At 71.5% G+C, this 20,256-nt stretch carries 18 protein-coding genes; 12 read left to right on the top strand and 6 right to left on the bottom strand.

Annotation, left to right across the window (positions count from 1 at the left end; all coding sequences use genetic code 11):
* Positions 1-2 precede the first annotated feature (2 nt).
* Genes nudC through WME75_RS23235 form a run of 3 tightly spaced genes read left to right on the top strand, consistent with a single transcriptional unit; the run spans position 3 to position 1,524 of the window.
* On the top strand, positions 3-845 hold the full coding sequence (gene nudC / locus WME75_RS23225; protein WP_437494643.1) for an NAD(+) diphosphatase: 843 nt from the start codon (positions 3-5) through the stop codon (positions 843-845).
* A gap of 56 nt (positions 846-901) precedes the next feature.
* Complete coding sequence (locus WME75_RS23230; RefSeq protein ID WP_437494645.1) at positions 902-1,132, top strand: hypothetical protein; 231 nt, start codon at positions 902-904, stop codon at positions 1,130-1,132.
* Entirely contained in the window at positions 1,129-1,524 is a 396-nt protein-coding gene (locus tag WME75_RS23235; protein ID WP_437494647.1) for a type II toxin-antitoxin system VapC family toxin, read from the top strand. Before WME75_RS23230 ends, WME75_RS23235 begins: the two co-directional genes overlap by 4 nt.
* Positions 1,525-1,605: 81 nt before the next feature.
* On the opposite strand, the gene WME75_RS23240 is transcribed toward WME75_RS23235, so the two are convergent.
* Together WME75_RS23240 and WME75_RS23245 are read right to left on the bottom strand one after the other, a co-directional pair.
* On the bottom strand, positions 1,606-3,081 hold the full coding sequence (locus tag WME75_RS23240; RefSeq protein ID WP_437494649.1) for an MATE family efflux transporter: 1,476 nt from the start codon (positions 3,079-3,081) through the stop codon (positions 1,606-1,608).
* Positions 3,082-3,209: 128 nt separating this feature from the next.
* Positions 3,210-4,307 carry a Nif3-like dinuclear metal center hexameric protein gene (locus WME75_RS23245; RefSeq protein WP_437494651.1) on the bottom strand — a complete coding sequence of 366 codons (1,098 nt, stop codon included), beginning with the start codon at positions 4,305-4,307 and terminating at the stop codon, positions 3,210-3,212.
* 723 nt (positions 4,308-5,030) lie between these two features.
* Here WME75_RS23245 and WME75_RS23250 point away from each other — a divergent pair.
* The 3 genes from WME75_RS23250 to WME75_RS23260 all read left to right on the top strand — a co-directional run bounded on the left by WME75_RS23250 (position 5,031) and on the right by WME75_RS23260 (position 8,737).
* A complete protein-coding gene (locus tag WME75_RS23250) occupies positions 5,031-6,818 on the top strand; it encodes an RICIN domain-containing protein (RefSeq protein ID WP_437494653.1) in 1,788 nt (595 codons plus the stop codon).
* A gap of 153 nt (positions 6,819-6,971) precedes the next feature.
* Positions 6,972-8,360 carry a WD40/YVTN/BNR-like repeat-containing protein gene (locus tag WME75_RS23255; RefSeq protein WP_437494655.1) on the top strand — a complete coding sequence of 463 codons (1,389 nt, stop codon included), beginning with the start codon at positions 6,972-6,974 and terminating at the stop codon, positions 8,358-8,360.
* A gap of 38 nt (positions 8,361-8,398) precedes the next feature.
* The gene (locus WME75_RS23260) at positions 8,399-8,737 is read left to right on the top strand and encodes a hypothetical protein (RefSeq protein ID WP_437494657.1); all 339 of its coding nucleotides are present in this window, start codon (positions 8,399-8,401) and stop codon (positions 8,735-8,737) included.
* 31 nt (positions 8,738-8,768) lie between these two features.
* On the opposite strand, the gene WME75_RS23265 is transcribed toward WME75_RS23260, so the two are convergent.
* Complete coding sequence (locus WME75_RS23265) at positions 8,769-9,362, bottom strand: ATP-dependent Clp protease proteolytic subunit (protein WP_437494658.1); 594 nt, start codon at positions 9,360-9,362, stop codon at positions 8,769-8,771.
* Positions 9,363-9,484: 122 nt separating this feature from the next.
* Between WME75_RS23265 and WME75_RS23270 the strand changes: the two genes are divergently transcribed.
* Positions 9,485-10,378 carry an AraC family transcriptional regulator gene (locus tag WME75_RS23270; RefSeq protein WP_437494660.1) on the top strand — a complete coding sequence of 298 codons (894 nt, stop codon included), beginning with the start codon at positions 9,485-9,487 and terminating at the stop codon, positions 10,376-10,378.
* A 51-nt stretch (positions 10,379-10,429) separates the two neighbouring features.
* Here WME75_RS23270 and WME75_RS23275 read toward each other — a convergent pair whose 3' ends face one another.
* On the bottom strand, positions 10,430-10,933 hold the full coding sequence (locus WME75_RS23275) for a hypothetical protein (protein ID WP_437494662.1): 504 nt from the start codon (positions 10,931-10,933) through the stop codon (positions 10,430-10,432).
* A gap of 182 nt (positions 10,934-11,115) precedes the next feature.
* Between WME75_RS23275 and WME75_RS23280 the strand changes: the two genes are divergently transcribed.
* From WME75_RS23280 to clpA, 3 genes are all read left to right on the top strand, one after another.
* A complete protein-coding gene (locus WME75_RS23280; protein WP_437494664.1) occupies positions 11,116-13,686 on the top strand; it encodes a glycogen/starch/alpha-glucan phosphorylase in 2,571 nt (856 codons plus the stop codon).
* 257 nt (positions 13,687-13,943) lie between these two features.
* The gene (gene clpS / locus WME75_RS23285) at positions 13,944-14,267 is read left to right on the top strand and encodes an ATP-dependent Clp protease adapter ClpS (protein ID WP_437494666.1); all 324 of its coding nucleotides are present in this window, start codon (positions 13,944-13,946) and stop codon (positions 14,265-14,267) included.
* On the top strand, positions 14,264-16,579 hold the full coding sequence (clpA, locus tag WME75_RS23290) for an ATP-dependent Clp protease ATP-binding subunit ClpA (RefSeq protein ID WP_437494668.1): 2,316 nt from the start codon (positions 14,264-14,266) through the stop codon (positions 16,577-16,579). Before clpS ends, clpA begins: the two co-directional genes overlap by 4 nt.
* Positions 16,580-16,661: 82 nt before the next feature.
* On the opposite strand, the gene apaG is transcribed toward clpA, so the two are convergent.
* Positions 16,662-17,045: a Co2+/Mg2+ efflux protein ApaG gene (gene apaG, locus WME75_RS23295; protein ID WP_437494901.1), complete on the bottom strand. Its 384-nt coding sequence runs from the start codon at positions 17,043-17,045 to the stop codon at positions 16,662-16,664.
* A 180-nt stretch (positions 17,046-17,225) separates the two neighbouring features.
* Between apaG and WME75_RS23300 the strand changes: the two genes are divergently transcribed.
* Positions 17,226-18,260, top strand: a complete 1,035-nt coding sequence (locus tag WME75_RS23300; protein ID WP_437494670.1) for a rhomboid family intramembrane serine protease — start codon at positions 17,226-17,228, stop codon at positions 18,258-18,260.
* A gap of 9 nt (positions 18,261-18,269) precedes the next feature.
* Here the strand turns inward: WME75_RS23300 and WME75_RS23305 are convergent, their stop codons facing one another.
* A complete protein-coding gene (locus WME75_RS23305) occupies positions 18,270-19,481 on the bottom strand; it encodes a hypothetical protein (protein ID WP_437494672.1) in 1,212 nt (403 codons plus the stop codon).
* A gap of 152 nt (positions 19,482-19,633) precedes the next feature.
* Here WME75_RS23305 and WME75_RS23310 point away from each other — a divergent pair, with 152 nt between their 5' ends.
* Entirely contained in the window at positions 19,634-20,245 is a 612-nt protein-coding gene (locus tag WME75_RS23310; protein ID WP_437494674.1) for a hypothetical protein, read from the top strand.
* The last annotated feature ends 11 nt before the right edge of the window (positions 20,246-20,256 follow it).

The raw sequence follows: 20,256 nt of genomic DNA on the forward strand, positions 1-20,256 counted from the left end.
CCATGCCGCCCCCCCGTTTCCGCCCCGGGATCGGCCGCCCGGGCGCGCCGCCCGCCGAGATCGCGTGGTTCGCGTTCCACGGCGACGAGCTCCTCGTCCGCGCGCGCGTGCCGGCCGACGGCGGCGGCGAGTTCGACGTCCCCGTCGCGGCCGATCTCGCCCGGCTCGGGGTCCTCGTCGTGCGCGACCAGCCGCTCGGCGAGCTCGATGGGCGTCCCTGCCGCTCCGCGGAGCTCGCGCCGGGCTCGCCGGCGCCCGAGGGGCACGCCTATGTCTCGCTGCGGCGGCTCCACGGGCGCATCGATCCGGAGCTGTTCGACCTGGCGGGCACGGCGTACCAGGTGCAGCACTGGGACAGGGCGCACCAGTACTGCGCGGCGTGCGGCGCCGAGCTCGAGGGCGGGCAGGACGAGCGGGTCAAGCGCTGCGGCCGCTGCGCGAGCAACTACTTCCCCCGGATCACGCCTGCGACGATCGTGCTCGTCGAGGACGGCCCGCGCCTGCTCATGACGCGGCAGGCGCGGTTCCCTGCGGGCATGTACGGCCTCGTGGCCGGCTTCGTCGAGCCCGGCGAGACGCTGGAGGCGTGCGTCGCGCGCGAGGTCCACGAGGAGACGGGCGTCGACATCGCCGACGTCGCCTATTTCGGCAGCCAGCCGTGGCCCTTCCCTCACCAGATCATGGTCGGCTTCACCGCGCGCTACACGGGCGGCGAGCTCCGCGTCGACACGCGCGAGCTCGAGGACGCGCGCTGGTTCCACCGCGACGCGCTCCCGCTGCTGCCGCCGCCGCTCAGCATCGCCCGCCAGCTCATCGACGCCTGGCTCTCGCGCCCCGCGCGGTAGCGGCTCCGGCGCGGCGGCGGATCGGCGCTCTCGCGCGGCCGTGCTACCGTCCAGGCATGCAAGCGCACCGAGCGCTCCTCGAGACCGACGACCAGGGCCGGCTGAAGGAAATGCCTGTCCTCCCTCCTCGCACGCGAGTCGAGGCGATCTTTCTGGTTCTCGAAGAACCGCCCTCGTCGCCGACCGCGGTGCGCCGGCCCCCGGCGGAGCTGTCTGGGCTCCAGATCCTGGGCGACGTGATCACCCCTGCCCTCGATGAGCCTGATTGGAGCATGAACGACGCGTGATCGTCCTCGACACGCACACCTGGCTCTGGTGGATCCAAGGCACCGCCGAGGCGCTTCCTTCCAAGACGAAGGCGCTCATCGAGCACGAGCCCGGCCCTGTCGGCGTCGCCTCGGTCTCCTGCCTGGAGGTTGCCTGGCTTGCAAAGAAGGGGCGCATCGTGCTTCCGGTCTCTGTCGAGGACTTCTTCACGAAGGCGATTGAGCAGGCGGGTCTTGTCCTGCTTCCGCTGACTCCGCAGATCGCGGCCAAGTCGGCAGCTCTGCCCGATCTGCATCGCGATCCTATCGACCGGGTGATCATCGCCACGGCCATGGATCACAACGCCGAGCTGGTGAGCAAGGACGAGCTCGTCTCCCGCTACCCCGACGTCCGTGTCCGCTGGGATTCGTGACTCAGGGGGGCGATCTTTGACACCGCTCCACTTCCTCCCGTTCCGGCTCTGCAGACGCCGCCTGCGGTAACGCCCCTCAGATCAGACGCGGCGCTGCTTCCAGGCGCCGCGGCGGAACATGAGCCAGCCCGCGACCGCGAGCGTCGAGAACGCCACGGCGATCGCGATGGGCACGCCCGCCGAGCCGATCCCCGCGGCGCGCGAGAGCCCCCAGCCGAGCGGGATCTCCCAGAGCCAGAAGCAGGCGAAGTTCAGCATCGTGGGCGTCCACGTGTCGCCGGCGCCGTTGAACGCCTGCGTGAACACGATGCCGAAGCCGTAGAACAGGAACCCGCACGCCACGATCCGCAGCGTCTGCGTGCCGGCCCGGAGCACCTCGACGTCGTCCGTGAACGCGCCGACGATCGCGCCGGCGGCCACCGCGAAGACAAGGCCGACCGCGCCGAGCATGACCGTGGTCCAGAGGCCCGCGCGGTAGACGGCGGCCTCGGCCCGCTCGGGGCGCCCGGCCCCGAGGTTCTGCCCCACCATCGTCGCGGCGGCGTTCGCGAGCCCGAACGCCGGCAGGATCGCGAACGCGATGACCCGCATCCCGATCGTGTAGCCGGCGAGCACCGCGCTCCCGAACGGGGCCAGGATGCGCACCATGCCGATCCAGCTCGCCGTGCCGATGAGCGCCTGCAAGGCGCCGTTCGCGAAGAGGCGGAGCAGCGCCGCGAGCGCCCTCGGATCGGGGACGAGGTGCCGCGCCTTCACCTTCACGCGACCGCCGCCGCGCGCGAGCAGGAAGACCTGCAGCGCGACGCCGGTCCCGCGGCCGAGCGTCGTCCCGACCGCCGCGCCGGTCACGCCGAGCTCCGGGAACGGACCGAGGCCGAAGATGAAGCACGGGCCGAGCGCCATGTTCAGCGCGTTCGAGAGCCAGAGCACCCGCATCGACAGCGCCGCGTCGCCGGCCCCGCGGAAGATCGCGTTCATGACGAACAGCATCAGGATCGTCGCGTTGCCGAGCAGCATGATCGAGGCGAACGGCGTGCCGGTCGCGATCACCCCGGCGGTCGCCCCCATCGCCTCGAGCAGCCGCGACGCGAGCAGCCCGCCGGCCGCCGCGATGGGCAGCGAGGCGACGAGCCCGAGCAGGATCGCCTGCCCCGCCATGGCGGCCGCCTCCTCGTGGCGCCCCTCGCCGACCCGCCGCGCGACCGTCGAGGACGCGGCGACCGAGAGACCGAGCCCGAGGGCGTACACCACCGCGAGGAGCGACTCCGTGAGCCCGACGGCGGCGACCGCGTCGGCGCCGAGGCGCGACACCCAGAAGACGTCGACCACGACGAAGAGCGACTCCATGAGCATCTCCATGACCATGGGGATCGCGAGCAGGACGATCGCCCGGTCGATGGAGCCCTTGGTGAAGTCGTGCCCGCCGCCGCTCACCGCGTCGCGGAGCGTCGACCAGACGCCGCCGCCGCGGCGCAGGCCGGGCGAGGGCACATCGGGCTCCGCGCCCGGGTCATCCGCGCGCAGGTCGCGGGCAGGAGGCGTGGCATCGTCGCGCATGGGGCGAGCAGGCTGTTCGCGGGTGCGCGCCTCGTCCAGTGCCTTCACGGGTCCGAGCGGCCGTCCCGGAGGGGCAGCCAGACTTACCGGTTCTCTCCGCGTTCCCCTTTCCCGGGTGCACCGCGCCGTCAGCGGATCGAGAACGGATCCCGATCGCGCGCGCTGAGCTCGACGCGGAGCGACGGCAGCTCGGCGCGGAGGCGCTCGGCCAGGCGCTTCAGCGCGGCGCGCTCGCTGTTCGAGTGCAGCGCGCACACCACGGTGACGCCCGCGCCCGCCGCGCGCAGGGCGTCGTGGTGACGCAGCTCGCCGGTCAGGTAGAGCTCGGCGCCCTGCGCGATCGCGTCGTCGAGGAGCGCGCCGCCCGCGCCGGCGCACGTCGCCGCGCGGGAGACGGCGCGCTCCTCGGGGCCGGCCACGAGCAGCGCGTCGACCCCCAGCGCCTCCTTGATGCGGCCGAGCAGCTCGCCGACCGGCGCGGCGCCGGCGAGCGGCCCGATCCGGCCGATGCCGGCCCGCAGCGGCTCGACGGCGAGCTCGACGAGATCGAACGCCACCTCCTCGTAGGGGTGCGCGGCGCGCATCGCCTGCAGGACCGCCTCGGTCCGGTGGCGCGGAAACACCATCTCCAGCCGCACCTCGGTGACGCGCTCGAGCCGGCCCTTCTCGCCCACGGTGGGGTTCGTGCCCTCCTCGCCGAGGAACGTGCCCGTCCCGACCGTGCGGAAGCTGCAGCGCGAGTACCCGCCGATCCGGCCCGCGCCCGCCTCGGCGAGGGCGTCGGCCACGGCGTCGACGTGATCCTCCGGGACGAAGACGACGAGCTTGTGCTGCCACGCTTTCGACGGCGCCCGCCTGAGCGGCGCGCGTTCCCCGGACATCCCGAGCGCGTCCGCCAGGACGTCGTTGGTGCCGCCCTCGGCGACGTCGAGCGCGGTGTGGGGCGAGTACAGCGCGATGCCGTCGCGGATCGCCGCGAAGACGGGGCTCGGCGCGACGACGCGCTTCACGGCCTCGAAGAGCGGCGGATGGTAGGCGACGACGAGATCACAGCCGAGATCGCGCGCCTCCCGGGCAACCTCGGGGGTGTAGTCGATGGCGAGGAGCGCCGCCGACGCGGGCCGCGCCGGGTCGCCCGCCAGGAGGCCCACGTTGTCCCAGGGCTCGGCGAATCGGAGCGGGGCGATCGACTCCAGCGCGGCGATGACGTCTTGGAGGAGGGTCATGCGCGCATCTATACCAGCGGCGGCGGCGGCGGCGGCGGCGGCGGCGGCGGAGCCAGCGAGCCAGCGAGCCAGCGAGCCAGCGAGCCAGCGAGCCAGCGAGCCAGCGAGCGACGGTAGAGGCGCCGTGTCGTGCGTCGAGCCCTGAGTGCGCCAGTAGACCCACACCGACTCCGGTGCTCTCACTGGAGGACTCACGCGTTCACCCTCGACCACGGATTGCCACCCACGCGACAAAGAGCGCAAAAATGCCGGCCCAGATCGCTCGATCGGCCGAGCACAAGCGCCCTGCGTCAGATCACGCGCTGACGCTGGGTGGTGTTTTCATGTCCATTCAGGATCTCTCGCGATCCATGCCAGTCACGCAAACATCATATCTGATTGGATCATCGGCCGCCCCCACGTGATTGTTCCACCGAGAGAGGCGAGCTGCCCGTGTCAAGCCGGGAGCACGAATGTGGCCGCCAATTTGCTTTGATGGGAAAGGCACTCGCGAGGGTGTCTTGACGGCAACGTGGCGTGACGATCGCGAGCGACTGTCGCGCCACGCGACGAGCGGGTTGGCCGTCAAGTTACATCAGCAGCGGAGAGGCTGGCGGCGCTTGCGGCCTCTCCTTGGCAGCGCTCCGTCGCGCCGCGCCCAGGCTCCTCCGGGGGGATGGCGCGGCGCTCTCCGACCTCCGGAGGCGACGGGCGTATCGGACCGAGCCAGGAAAGGAAGATCCCATGCAGCGCTTCAAGTCACACCTCTCCACCGTTGCCCTCACCGCAGCGTGCGCGTTCGCGCCCGGCTGCCTGAGCATCGACGCCGGTGACGAGGAAGCGGGGCCGACCCCCACCGCCTCCGGCACGCTGACCGTCGCCGTCGCCAACGGCGAGGCGCGGTACATGCTGGAGCGGGAAGACGGGGTGTTCGTGCGCCTCAACCTGGACGCGCTGACGACGACGGCGTCGCCCGGCGACGAGTCGGCGATCGACTGGCGCACGGCCAGCGGCTCACCGGTGGACGTGTTCGGCACCGAGGGCGACGACGGCGCGATTGTCGTCGACGTGATGCGGCCGGCCGAGGGGATCGGCGAGCTGACGAGCGCGCTCGTCACGACCGGGACCAAGCGCGTCCTTGTGCTGCGCGTGCAGTTCGACGGCGGCCAGACGCTCGGCACGGAGCAGGACGTGCGCAACACCATGGCCGGCGCGGCGACCCACCTGGCGGGCTCCTCGTTCGGCAAGATGCAGCTCGAGTACGACGTCGCCGGCCCGTTCAACATCCCCTTCGGCAAGTGCGATGACTACAACCGGTGGCAGAACGAGGCGAAGACCGCGGCGCGGAACGCCGGCTTCGACCTCGGCGCGTACCAGCACTTCATGATCATGGGGAAGATGGATTGCGGGTATGCCGGCATGGGCGCGCAGCCCGGCAGCGCCACCTGGATCGCCGGCCTCTGGCCCGAGGTCGTCGTGCACGAGCTCGGCCACAACTTCGGCCTGTGGCACGCCTCCTCGCGGACGTGCCGCAACGGAGGGGCGACGGTGACCATGAGCAACGAGTGCACCTTCGACGAGTACGGCGATCCGTTCGACCCGATGGGCAACGGCGGGAAGCAGCACTTCAACGCCAACTACAAGGCGAACCTCGGGTGGATCCCGTCGTCGCAGGTCATGACGGCAGCCGGCGATGGAACCTATACGCTCGCCCCGATGACCGAGGCGAGCACCGGGATCCAGCTCCTGCGCGTCAAGGGCCCGAACGACATCATGTATCAGGTGGAGTTCCGCCAGCCGGCGGCGACGAACGTCATCGACTCGCGCAACAGCTCCGGACGCGGCGTCCTCATCCATGCGTTCTTCACGCAGGCGCGAGAGAGCGGCCGGGCGCACCTCCTCGACATGGTCCCGGGCGGGAATTTCAGGGACGCGCCGCTCGCGGTCGGCGCTTCTCATCAGCTCTTCGGGACGAACGCGACGCTGAAGCTCCTCTCGGTATCGCCCACGGGCGCAGCGGTCCAGATCTCCGGCCTGGGCGGCACCGGCGGCACGGGCGATCCCGGCGACCCCGGCGATCCGGGCGATCCGGGCGATGACGGCGGCGCCGGTACCACCGGCCAGAGCCTGACGGTCCTCCATTCCGGCAAATGCATGGGCGTCAACGCGGCGAGCCTGGACAACGGCGCCACCGTCGTCCAGCGGCCGTGTACCGGGGCGGGCGACCAGCAGTGGCAGATCGAGACCCTCAGCGGCACCACGGCGGTCGTGAAGAACGTGAACAGCGGAAAGTGCCTCGACGTGCGGGGGTCCAGCCGGAACAACAGGGCGAACATCACGCAGTCCGATTGCGACGCCAGCAAGAACAGCCAGAAGTGGGATCTCATCGACCGCGGCGACGGCGTCGTCTCGCTGCGCTCGGTCAACAGCGGAAAGTGCGTGGACGTCTCGGGGGCCAGCACCGCCGACGGCGCCAGCTTCATCCAGTACACGTGCAACAGCGGAACGAACCAGCGGTTCCGGCGGCAGTAGCGCGCGTCCGGCGCGCGACGGCCCGGGGGCGCCGCTCCCGGCCGTCGCGCAGCAGAGCCGCGGGTCGCCGCCCGATGAAAACAGCGGATCTCCCCGGCCCGGCGCCGCGCCTCGGGACCTCCTGTCGAAGCGTTGCGCTGCGCAGGAGGATGGATGAACCTCCCTTCGATGAACCGCTTCGCTCTGGGGCTCGGGGCCGCCGCGGCGTGGTTGGCCCTCTCCGCCGCGGCGCCCGCGCTCGCCAACGGTCGATACCCCTCCGCCGGCCAGATCCTCGTCGATCCCGCCGATCCCGACCACATCGTCGTCCGCGCGACCTACGGCGCCCTCGTCACGCGCGACGGCGGCGAGCGGTGGTCATGGATCTGTGAAACGGCCATCGGCTACAGCGGCTTCGAGGATCCCATGATGGTCGTCACCGGCGACGGCTCGATCCTCGCCGGGCTCTTCGACGGGCTGAGCGCGACGCACGACCGCGGCTGCGATTGGCAGTTCGCCGAGGGCCCGCTCGCCCAGCGCAACATCGTCGATCTGTCGATCGACCGCGCGGACCCCGCGAGCGTCCTCCTGCTCGGCTCCAGCGTCATGGCCGGCGACGCGATCTTGACCCAGGTCTGGGAGTCGAAGGACGACGGGAGGACGTGGACCCAGGCCGGGGCCGATTTCCCGAGCACGTTCCTCGGCGTGACCCTGGACAGCGCGCCGAGCGATCCGCGGCGCATCTACGTGAGCGGGCGCCGGAACGGACCCACGTTCCAGGGGATCGTGCGGCGCTCGGACGATCGCGGCGCGACCTGGGAGGAGCTCGACGTCCCTGGCAGCGACGATCGCCACCTGCCGTATCTCGGCGCGGTGGACCCGGAGGATCCCGACGTCGTGTATGTGCGCCGCGACGGCGACGGCGCGGACGCCCTGCTGGTCTCGGAGGACGGGGGCGTCACCTGGCGCGAGGTGTTCCAGGCGGTGAGCCTCCTCGGCCTCGCCCTCTCGCCCGACGGGACGAGGATCGCGGTCGGCAGCGACATGGACGGCCTGTGGGTGGCGCCGACGGCGACCCTGGAGTTCACCCAGGTGGGGCAGCTCGGCGTCCGCTGCCTGACCTGGACGCCACAGGGCCTCTTCGCGTGCGCCGACGAGCCCCTGGACGGCTTCACCGCGGGCGTCTCCACGGACGGCGGCAAGACGTTCTCGCCGCTCATGACGCTCGACCGCCTCTGCGGCCCGCCGCCGGACTGCGGGGGCGAGAGCTCGACAGGCCGGACCTGCCCCGAGCTCTGGCCGGGGACGGCGAGCTTCCTCGACGCCGCGGACTCGTGCGAGTCCGGCGCGGGCCCCGGCGGCACCGCGGGCGCGGGTGGGAGCGGGACGAGCGCCGGTGGGAGCGCGGAGGGCGCGGGCGCGGCCGAGTCGAGCGCCGGTAGCGGCTGCTCCTGCGAGGCCTCGGGCGGGGGGCGCGCCGGCGTGCTCCTGAGCTGCCTGGCCGCGGCCGGCGGCTTGCTCCTGCGCGCGCGGCGGCGAGGGCGGAGCTGCCCTGGGCGATGAGACCACGACCGGGTTTGTTGGCCGGTAGAGCCGCCTCGATGGACACTGGCGAGACGGTCGCGATGAAGAAGTGGAGCTTTCTCGCCCTGGGACGCAGCTACGAGATCACGGATTATGGCCCGAGGTTCGGTATCGAGGTCACACGGAACGGTTACACGGTGTGGACCGGCTACCGTGATGGAGCGCGGCTCGTGACCGACACGAGCACGCTGCCCGCGCGCGAGCTCGTGGCGCTCCGCGAGGAGCTCGCGCGGGGAGCGACCTCCCGGGACGCCGCCCCGGCGGCGGACGCGGGCCGGCGCGCGCGCCGGCCGCAGCGCGCGGTCGAGCAGCTCGATCTGCTCGGAGCGTCCCTCCTCGGGGGCTGCCAGCGCTGAGCCGCGAGGCTGCCGGGGTGCGGTCGGACGGTCAGACCTCCAGCGCGCTCTCGATCACGCGATGCACGAGGCCGTACGCCTGGGCCTCGCGCGCCGTCATCCACAGGTTACGGTCGGTCTCCTGCGCGATCTTCGCGGGCTCCTGCCCGGTCGCCTCGGCGAAGATGCGGTTGAGCCGATCGCGCGCGGCCAGGATCTGGGCCGCCTCGATCTCGATGTCCGACGCGGGGCCGCGCACACCGCCGAGCGGCTGGTGCAACAGGAAGCGCGTGTTCGGGAGCGCGAACCGGTGCTCCCTCCGCGCGGCGACGAAGATCAGCGCGCCCGCGCTGGCGACCCACCCGGTGCCGATCACCTTGACCTCGGGCCGGATGAAGCGAATCACGTCGTAGATCGTATCCCCCGACTCCACGTGCCCTCCCGGCGAGTGGATGAGGATCCGGATCGGCTCCTCGCTCTCGTTCGCGAGGGCGAGCAGCTGCGCCGTCGTCGTCTGCGCCAGCTCGCTGGTGATCTCCCCGAAGATCAGGAGGGTCCGGCTCCTGAGGAGGCTCCTGCGGACCTCCTCGGGCAGCGCGCGGGGGAGCAGCTGTTCTTCGTTCGGCGTCGCATCGAAGCGCATCATGGCCCCGAGCTTCCGGCCGCCCCCGCCCGCGCGCCATGACCGCGAAGCGCGGAGTCATACCCGCGCGTCTCGACCCGCGAACGAGCGCTGGACGAGCGGCCTCGGCGCGGCAACCCTGCGGCATGGCGGACGACGTGGAGCGGCACCTTCCCCGCGGCGTGGCGGTCTCCCGGCATCCTGCGCATCCTGGGACGCCCCTTCGTGTGGGCGCGGGTGATCCGCCGAGCCTCCACGTCGTCGTGCAAGGCTCTTTTCGCCTGTCGCAGGACGGGGAGCGCGTCCTCCCGCTCGATCCTGGCGACCTCGTGCTCCTCGGGTTCGGCCCGCGCGGCGCGGCGCCCTGCGAGCAGAGCCTCCGCTGCGTCGCGCCGCCGCCCGGCGCCGCTCCCGCGCCGGCGGAGCTGCTCTCGGCCACCTACACCGCCGCGCCCGTCGGGGCGCTCGCCTCGCTCGCGCCCGTGGTCCACCTCGCCGCCGGCGAGGTGCGGTGCGCGCCGGGGCTCTCGGCCATCGTGAGCCTGCTGCGCGCCGCGCTCGCGGATCCTTCCCCCGGGCAGGCTCGGCTGGCGCGCTCGCTCCTCGAGCCGTTGCTCGCCTACACGCTGCACTGCCATGAGCAGCGCGCGCGCGCAGGGCGCGCGGCGGGCGCCTTCGATCGGCGCGTCGCGCGCGTGCTCCGGCTCATGCAGGAGAAGCCGGCGGAGCGCTGGACCCTCGAGGCGCTCGCGAAGGCGGCGGGCCTCTCCCGCGCCGCGCTCGCGCGGCGTTTCCTGGCCGAGCTCGGCGTCCCGCCGCTCCGCTACCTCGCCGAGCTCCGCATGCAGCGGGCGGCCGAGCTGCTCGCCGAGGGCGACGGCTCGCTGGCCGCCGTCGCGGCCGAGGTCGGGTACGACTCGGAGTTCGCGTTCAGCCGCGCGTTCAAGCGGCACACGGGCGAGGCGCCGGGCGCCTTCCGCCGGCGCAGCCGCTCCGAGGGCGCCGCGTTCCGCCTGCCGCCCGTCCGCGCGGCGGCGTGAGCGGTTTTGGCGCGGCGGCCAGGGAGCTCACCGCCCCGCGCCCGCAGCCTCTCAGGGGAGGCACATCTTCCGGCCCGCGCTGTCCGCGGTCTCCTCGCAGGCCTTCAGGCCCGCCGGGCAATCCTCAGCGCTGTCGCAGTACGCCGAGCAGTGCCCCGGCTGATCCAGCGCGCCGGTCCGGTGCAGGCACCGCCCGTGCTGGCACTCGACCGCCGTCATGCACGCCTCGCCGAGCGCCCGGCCCTGCGGCCTGCTGCACACGCCGCCCGGACCGTCGTCGCGCGAACGGCACACGGACCCCGCGCCGCACTCCCGGTCGACCCGGCAGCCCGTCGAGCAGACGCCCCCGATCGCAGCGCAGACCGACGACGCGCACTCCGCGCCGTCCGCGCACGCCTCGCCGAGCTCCTTCTTCGCCGCCTTCGCCGCCGGGCTCACCCCGGACCGCTCATCGCAGCCCGCGCAGAGCAGCCCCAGCACCCCGGCGAGCGCGACCGCCCCCGCGAGCGCGAACGCCCCGCCGCCGCCTCGCCCAGCCCGCTCTCCGTGGACCATCCGCCGATCTCCAGAGGCTCCGGCTGGCGACGTTCGCGTGGCGCACGAGGTCGCCGGGCCGCCAGCGCTCCTAGCACACCGGCGACCAGGAGCGGTCCGCAATCCACAGACCCGACGGAACCTCACCCGAGCCCGTCGCGCAGCCCACCAGCTCGGCCCGGATCCGTCTAAAGTGCGCCGCCATGGCCAACCCGATCGACGTCGATCCCAACCGTCAGAGAGAAACCCCCGCCCAGCGAGACACCCCTCAGCGAGACGCCCCCGCCGCTTTTTTCCGCGGAACCCAGGCGCCGGACGCCCGCACCGGCATGCACCCGGTGGCGCTCCGCCGCGCCTTCGCTGACCACCTCCACTACTCGCGCGCCCGGGAATCCCTCTCCGCCACGCCGTTCGACCGGTACGTCGCCCTCGCCCTCTCGGTGCGCGATCGCCTCGTCGACCGGTGGACCAAGACCCAGCACACCTACTACGAGCAGGACGTCAAGCGCGGGTACTACCTCTCCGCAGAGTTCCTCCTCGGCCGAGCGCTCGTCGCCAACCTGCAGGCGCTCGACATCTACGACAGCTACAAGACCGTCCTCGGCGAGCTCGGCCTCAACCTCGACGAGCTCGCCGACCAGGAGCCCGACGCCGGGCTCGGCAACGGCGGCCTCGGGCGGCTCGCCGCGTGCTTCCTCGACTCCATGGCCACCATCGGCCTGCCCACCTACGGGTACGGCATCCGGTACGAGTTCGGCATCTTCGAGCAGGTCATCCGCGACGGCTACCAGGTCGAGCGCGCCGACGAGTGGCTCCGCTTCGGCAACCCCTGGGAGGTCGAGCGCCCCGAGCACGCCGTCCCGGTCTCGTTCGGCGGCTACACCGAGCGCGTCCCCGACAAGCGCGGCGGCTTCCGCGTGATCTGGCGCCCCTCCGAGCAGGTCATCGGCGTCCCCTTCGACACGCCCATCGCGGGCTACAAGTCGAACACCGTGAACACCCTCCGGCTGTGGTCCGCCCGCGCGGGCGAGGAGTTCGACTTCGAGCTCTTCAACGCCGGCGACTACGTGCACGCCGTCCACGAGAAGAACCAGTCGGAGGTCATCTCCAAGGTCCTCTACCCGAACGACAACTTCGACAAGGGCAAGGAGCTGCGCCTGCGGCAGGAGTACTTCTTCGTCGCCTGCTCCATCGCCGACATCGTGAACCGCTACAACCGGGTCCACCCGGACTTCTCGCGCTTCGCCGAGAAGAACGCGATCCAGCTGAACGACACGCACCCCGCCATCGCGATCGCCGAGCTGATGCGCGTCCTCGTCGACGACCACCTCCTCACCTGGGAGGACGCGTGGAAGCAGACGACCGCGTCCTTCGGGTACACGAACCACACGCTCCTGCCCGAGGCGCTCGAGCGCTGGCCCGTCGCGCTCTTCGAGCGGCTCCTGCCGCGGCACCTCGAGATCATCTACGAGATCAACCGGCGGTTCTTGCGCGAGGTCATGGACGCCCACCCGCAGGACCACGATCGCGTCGCGAGGATGTCGCTCGTCGAGGAGGGGCACGAGCGCCACGTGCGCATGGCCCACCTCGCGGTCGTCGGCTCGCACTCGGTGAACGGCGTGGCCAAGCTCCACTCCGAGCTCGTCAAGCGCGACCTGCTGCGCGACTTCTACGACCTCTGGCCCGAGCGGTTCAACAACAAGACCAACGGCGTCACGTTCCGGCGGTGGCTGCTCGCCTGCAACCCCGCGCTCGCCGCGCTCGTCACCGAGAAGGTCGGCCCGCGCTGGGTGACGGAGTTCGAGCGGCTGCGCGAGCTCGAGGGCCACCTCGGCGATCCGGAGTTCATCGAGCGGATCGCCCGGGTGAAGCGCGAGAACAAGGAGGAGCTCGCGAAGATCATCGCGCATGAGCTCGACATCAGCGTCGACCCCTCCTCGCTCTTCGACGTCCAGATCAAGCGCCTCCACGAGTACAAGCGCCAGCTGCTCAACGCGCTCCACATCGTCGCGCTCTACCTGCGCCAGAAGCGCGGCGAGCAGGTGACGCCGCGGACCTTCATCTTCGGCGCCAAGGCGGCCCCCGGCTACCGGCAGGCGAAGCTCATCATCAAGTTCATCCACGCCGTCGCCTACGTCGTGAACGGCGACCGCCGCCACACCGGGCTGCGGGTCGTGTTCATGCCGAACTATCGCGTCTCGCTGGCCGAGCGCATCATCCCGGCCGCCGACATCTCCGAGCAGATCTCGACCGCGGGCATGGAGGCGTCGGGCACCGGCAACATGAAGCTCGCGCTGAACGGCGCGCTCACCGTCGGCACGCTCGACGGCGCCAACATCGAGATCCGCGACGCGGTGGGGCCGGAGAACTTCTTCCTGTTCGGCCTGACCGCCGACGAGGTGATCGCCCGCCGCCATGCGCACTTCGAGGGGCGCGACGCCGTCGCGGCCGACCCGGAGCTCCGCGAGGTGATCGAGCTCATCTCGTCCGGCTTCTTCTCCCCGGAGTACCGGGAGCTCTTCCAGCCCCTGCTCGACCGGCTGCTCGGCCGGGACGAGTACATGATGCTCGCCGACTTCAAGGCCTACTCCGCCTGCCAGCGCGAGGTGGACGCGGCCTACAACGACCGGAAGGGCTGGCTGCGCAAGTCCACGCTCAACATCGCCCGCGTGGGCGAGTTCTCCTCCGACCGCACGGTGCGCGAGTACGCGCGCGACATCTGGGGCCTCACGCCCGTCGAGGTCGACCTCGGCGCCACCCCGTCGCTGCTGTGACCGCGTGACCCCCCGCGCCCGCGCGCCCGCCAGGGGACGGCGCCCTGCCGGGCGACCCCGGCGGCGCCTCCGGGCGGACCCGACAAGCCTTCTAAGCGGCCCCTGAGCGGCCCCGGATCCAGAACGCCACGGCGGACGGAAAATCCAGGGCCGCGCGTGGCGGAACACGTTCCGGCGGAGCATGCTTGCGCGAGCGGGAGCCTCCTTCGTCGGCCGCTCGCGGAGGCGGGGGGCTTGCTATCCTTCCCGACGGATTTATGCCGAACGATCCTGAGGAAAGAGAAGACAAGCAGGGCGACCTCGCGACGGAGCGGGAACGGAAGGTCGAGAAGGCCCGCCGCTACAAGGTCGTGTTCCACAACGACGACTACACGACGATGGAGTTCGTCGTGCTTGTCTTGATGAAGTTCTTCCACCGCACCGAGACGGAGGCCACGCACATCATGCTGAGCGTGCACCACCGCGGCCACGGGATCGCGGGCGTGTACACGAAGGATGTCGCGGAGACCAAGGTCGCCCAAGTCCAGGACTTCGCCAAGGAGCACGGAATGCCCCTTCGGTTGACCGCCGAGCCGGAATGACCATGCGCATCAGCCCCGAAGTTGAGATCGCCTTTTCGCTCGCCACCCGGGAGGCCTCGCGCCGCCGGCACGAGTTCGTGACCATCGAGCACCTGCTCTACGCGCTGCTCTTCGACGAGGAGACGGCCGAGGTGCTCCGGCACGCGGGGGGCGACGCCCCGCTGCTCAAGAAGAAGCTGGAGCGCTTCCTCGACGAGGAGATCGAGGCGCTGCCGGACGACGCGGACACGAGCCCGACGCTCTCGCTCGGGTTCCAGCGCGTGGTCGGCCGCGCCGCGATGCACGTGCAGTCCTCGGGCAAGAAGGAGCTCAAGGGGGCGAACGTGCTCGTCGCGATGTTCGCCGAGCGCGACTGCCAGGCCGTGACCCTCCTCGGCGAGCAGGGCATCAGCCGCTTCGACGTCGTGAACTACATGTCGCACGGCATCTCGAAGACCGGCCAGGACGACAGCCTCCGCGAGGAGTCGTCGGAGGAGGGCGGCGAGCCCGGCAACGCGCAGTCGATCAAGGACCCGCTCGCCGCGTTCACGATGAACCTCAACAAGGAGGCGGCCGAGGGGCGCATCGATCCGCTGGTCGGCCGCGAGAACGAGGTCTCCCGCACGATCCAGGTGCTCGCGCGGCGGCGCAAGAACAACCCCCTCCTCATCGGCGACGCCGGCGTCGGCAAGACGGCGATCGTGGAGGGGCTCGCGCAGCGGATCGAGAAGAAGGAGGTGCCCGCGCCGCTCAAGGACGCGACCGTCTACGCGCTCGACATGGGCGCGCTCCTCGCCGGCACGAAGTACCGCGGCGACTTCGAGAACCGCCTCAAGGCGGTGCTGCGCGCGCTGGAGAAGCAGCCGGGCTCGGTCCTGTTCATCGACGAGATCCACACGATCATCGGCGCGGGCGCCGCGAGCGGCGGGACGATGGACGCCTCGAACCTGCTCAAGCCCGCGCTGACGTCGGGCCGCCTGCGCTGCATCGGCGCGACAACGTTCCAGGAGTACCGCGGCCACCTCGAGCGCGACAGCGCGCTCGCCCGGCGCTTCCAGCGCATCGAGGTGCCCGAGCCCTCGGTCGACGAGACGACGCAGATCCTGAAGGGCCTGCAGAAGCGCTACGAGGAGTTCCACAAGGTCACGTACACGCCCGACGCGATCGAGGCCGCGGCCAAGCTGTCGGCGCGCTACCTCCAGGATCGCCGGCTGCCCGACAAGGCGATCGATCTGCTCGACGAGGCGGGCGCCGCGGCGCGCCTGCGCCACGGCGACGGCTACAAGGTGGAGAGCGCGGACATCGAGCTCGTCATCGCGAAGATGGCGCAGATCCCGCCGCGCCAGGTGTCGACCTCGGACAAGGCGCAGCTCAAGGATCTCGAGGGGTCGCTGCGCTCGGTGATCTTCGGCCAGGACGAGGCGGTGAAGCAGCTCGCGTCCGCGATCAAGCTGTCGCGCGCGGGGCTGCGCGCGCCGGAGAAGCCGATCGGCTCGTTCCTGTTCTCGGGCCCGACCGGCGTCGGCAAGACCGAGCTCGCGAAGCAGCTCGCCAAGGCGCTCGGCATCGGCTTCCTGCGCTTCGACATGAGCGAGTACCAGGAGCGCCACACCGTCTCCCGGCTCATCGGCGCGCCGCCCGGCTACGTCGGGTTCGATCGCGGCGGCCTGCTGACGGAGGCGGCGGCGAAGACGCCGCACGCGGTGCTCCTGCTCGACGAGATCGAGAAGGCGCACCCGGACGTGTTCCAGGTCCTGCTCCAGGTGATGGACCACGGCACGCTGACCGACAACAACGGCAAGAAGAGCGACTTCCGCCACATGGTGCTGATCATGACGAGCAACGTGGGCGCGCGGGAGCTCTCGCAATCGCGGGTCGGCTTCGGCGAGCGGGGCACGGCGGGCGACGACGACAGGGCCTACAAGAACACGTTCAGCCCGGAGTTCAGGAACCGGCTGGACGCGCGCATCATGTTCCGGCCGCTGGATCCGTCGGTGATGGGGAGCATCGTCGACAAGTTCATCGGCGAGCTCGCGGCGATGCTCGCCGACAAGTCGGTCACCGTCGAGGTGACCGATCGGGCGCGGGCCGAGCTGGCGACGCGCGGGTACGATCCGGCGAACGGGGCGCGGCCGCTCGGGCGCGTCATCGAGAACGAGATCAAGCGCCGGCTCGGGGATGAGCTGCTCTTCGGGGCCCTCGAGAACGGGGGGAACGTGGCGATCGACTTCGAGGGAGACGACTTCACGTTCAAGTTCACGGCGGCGAGCGGGGGAGACGCCGAGAAGCCGAAGGTGAGCGGGGCGGCGGTGGAGCCGGCGGCTGTCGGGTAGCTCGGAGGCGACCGAGCCAGCAAGGAGGGGGTGCCCGCGCGCGCGGGTCCCCTCCCCGCTGGCGCTCCCCGGCTGGCGAGGGTCAGTTCAGCGAGTGCGGCATCGCGAGGGTGAAGGGCGCGATCTCGGCGTCGAAGACGCGGCCGTCAGGGCGGTGCATCTGGTAGGTGCCGCGCATCGTGCCGCGAGGGGTCTCGAGCACACAGCCGCTCGTGTACTCGAAGTGCTCACCAGGCTTGAGCGAGGGCTGCTGGCCAACCACCCCGGGGCCGCGCACCTCCTCCACCTTCCCGCTGCCGTGCGTGATGATCCAGTGCCGCGTCCTCAGCTGGGCAGGCTCGGTGCCTTCGTTCGCAATCCGCACGGTGTAGGCAAAGACGTAGCGATGCTCCGTCGGGGATGACTGCGTGGGGACGTACACCGTCGAGACGGTAACCCGGATGCCCTGCGTGATGGCTGTCGACACAGCCACGCACTGCCACCGCTGCGCCGCGCGCACAAGGGTCCGGCCGCGCGGGGCACGCCGGGACAGAGGCGGTCGGGCTCCCCGAGCGGCGGCGTTGACAGCCTCCAGCCTCATCCGCAGGTTTCGTCGACCTGGGGTCAACCAACCGTGGAGGAACCCGCCGTGGGCGAACAAGACCGTATGGGTGCTCGAGATGCTGCTGGCGAGCGGTTCGTCCCGATCGCGATCCTGCCACCGGCGCGCGGCGAGAGGGCGGCGATGGTCGAGAACAGCGATGCCCCCGGCGGAGAGGGCGAAAACCACGGGCTCGGGCTCACGGCCATCGGGCCCGTCACGCCCGAACGCAAGGTCCGCGAATGGGCCCTCGTCCTTCAGTCGAGCGAGCTTTGGCACGCGGTGCGTTACACCCAGGCAGGCTGGGTGCTCCTCGTGCGCGACGAGGACTACGCCTTCGCCGCAAGCTCGATCGATCGGTACGAAGCGGAGAACCGCGACTGGCCTCCGCGCCGCCCGCGCGAGCGCCCGCGCCACCCGCCGTCCATGGTCGCCGGCGTCGCGTTCGCCGCGCTCGCCCTCTTCTTCTTCCTCGTCACCGGCCCCGCGAGCGGCGGCGGGCGCCTGTTCCAGCGCGGCGCCTCCGTCGCCGACCTCGTCGTGGGACCCGAGCCGTGGCGCGCCATCACCGCGCTCACGCTGCACGCCGACTCGGCCCACGTGATCGGCAACGTCATCTCCGGGACGATCTTCGCGTCCGCCGTGCAGCGCCGCCTCGGGCCGGGCGGCACCGCGCTCGCCCTCGTCGCCTCGGGCACGATCGGGAACCTCGCGAACGCGCTCTGGCACCAGAGCCTCGGTCACCACCACGCCTCGATCGGCGCCTCCACCGCGGTGTTCGGCGCGATCGGGCTGCTCGCCGCCACGCAGCTCATGCTCGACCGCGCGCACGACAGGGACAGCGGCGAGAAGCGCCATCTCCTCCAGCTCGTCGCGCCGCTCGTGGGAGGCCTCTCTCTCCTCGGCGCCCTCGGCGCGAGCCCGCGCGCCGACCTCGGCGCGCACGTCTTCGGCCTGATCAGCGGCGCCGGGATCGGGCTCGTCGCCGGCCTGTCGCTGCGCAACCGGCCCTCGCCGCGCGGCCCCCTCGTCCAGGTCGCGCTGGGCGCGACCGCGGCCGGGCTCGTCCTCGGCGCGTGGCAGCTCGCGCTCCACGCCTGACGCGCGACCTCAGTCGACCGGCCAGATCCCCACCGTGCCGCCCACCCAGGTCAGATCCCGGTTCTGATCGACCCCGAGCATCTTCCCGCGCGATAGCCGCACCAGGTTCAGCGCGAGCGAGAGCTCGGGCTCGTCCGGCGCGCGCAGGAACATCATCCGGACCTCGGCCTTCACCCCGGTCCCGTCAGGCATCATCAGCGCCGGCTCGTACGCGATCTTCTCCTGGAGCAGCCACCTCGAGCGCTCCCCCTCCGGGATGGCCGCGATGTGCTCGGGCGTGACGTCGACCTTCACCCCGGAGCCCGCGAAGGAGAACAGCGGCTTGAGCACGTAGCGCTCGAGATCCGGAGGCACACCGTCGAGCGCGCTCAGGGTCCGCGCCCGCGGGACCGCCGGATGATCGAGGTAAGGCAGCGTGTACTTCGACCAGGTCCAGTACCAGTTCGGGTGCGAGCACCACGTGACGTCGAGCGGCTCGTCGTACCGGAACGGGAGCTCGACGCGCTTCGACTCGAGCTCGTCGAACACGACGCGGTTGTACAGCCGGCGGACGGGGACGAGCCGCCCGTCCACGCGGCGGAACAGCCGGTTTCTCTCCCGGACGAGCGCCGTCGGGCAGACGGCGTCGACGCCGACGAGGAGCTTCGTCGCCACGAAATCCGGGTAGGTCTTCTGCTGCTCCGGCGCGAGATCGAGCAGCACCACCGACTCCTCGGGCTCGCCCGCGAGGATCGCGCGGCGCAGCTGCGCGACGACGTCGTCGCGGCTCCGGCCCCCGAAGCAGCACGACCAGCGACGGTCGAGCCCGGGCATCCCGGCGAGCACCTCGGCCATGATCTCGGTCTGCACGAGCATGAGCGCGTACAGCGACGGGAACGCCTGCAGCTCGACCACCTTGCCCTCGAGCTCGCCGTCCGGGCCGCGCACGATCGCGAAGTCCACCTGCGCGCAGTTGGGGAGCGCGTCCATGCCGGGGACGTCGAGGTGCGCGGGGATGGCCCGCTTCATCTGCTCGATGAGCGCCGGGCGCGAGATCTGCTGGACGATCTCCGTCGCGGAGCGCTCGAGGTTCTCGCGCAGCCTGCCCGGCAGGAACAGCGGCGTCTCGGCGACGCGGAACGGGATCGAGCAGCCGAGCCGCCGCTCGAGGCGGCCCAGGATGTCCGCGTAGATCGACGGGCCGAAGGCCGCGTTGAAGGCGCGCCGGAAGGTGGGCTCCATGAATTTTGGTGGTATCACGGCGGCGCGCGCGGCTGCACGACCGACAGCGCCTCCGTCCGGAGCGCTGGAAGCGCCCTCGCAGATCCGATCCGGCTTGAGGCTCCGGGCGCGGCGACTACAGTCGCGGCGAACCCACGCCGAGGCACCCCACGATGATCAAGCTCCGCTCCGCCATGGTCCTGCCGCTCGTCGCCGCGCTCGCCGCGGCGTGCTCGAAGACCCCCGAGCCGACGGCCACGTCGGCGCCCGAGCCGCCGGCGACAAGCAAGCCCGCGGCGCCCGCCCCGGCGCCCGCCGGCGGCCAGCAGGCGGCCGCGGGCGAGCTCGCCTGGGACGCCCCCGCGAGCTTCGAGAGCGCGCCGAACCCCAACTCGATGCGCAAGGCCACGTACAAGATCAAGCGCGCCGCGGGCGACACCGAGGACGCCGAGCTCAGCATCAGCCAGGCCGGCGGCAGCGTGGACGCGAACATCACGCGCTGGGTCGGCCAGTTCTCCCAGAAGAGCGACGACTCTCCGAAGCGCACCGAGCTCAAGGTCAAGGACATCAAGGTCACGGTCGTCGAGGTCAAAGGGACGTTCGCCGGCTCCGGGATGCCCGGCATGCCCGCCCAGGATCCGAAGTCGAGCTACGCCATGCTCGGCGCCATCGCCGAGATGCCCTCCGGCGATCCCTGGTTCTTCAAGATGACCGGCCCCGAGAAGACGGTCACCGCGGCGCGCGCCGACTTCGACAAGCTCGTGAACAGCCTGCACGTGAAGTGAGCCGGCGCGCG

Origin of the sequence: Sorangium sp. So ce1014, assembly GCF_051521505.1 — a bacterium.
In the GTDB taxonomy this organism is placed as follows: domain Bacteria; phylum Myxococcota_A; class Polyangia; order Polyangiales; family Polyangiaceae; genus Sorangium.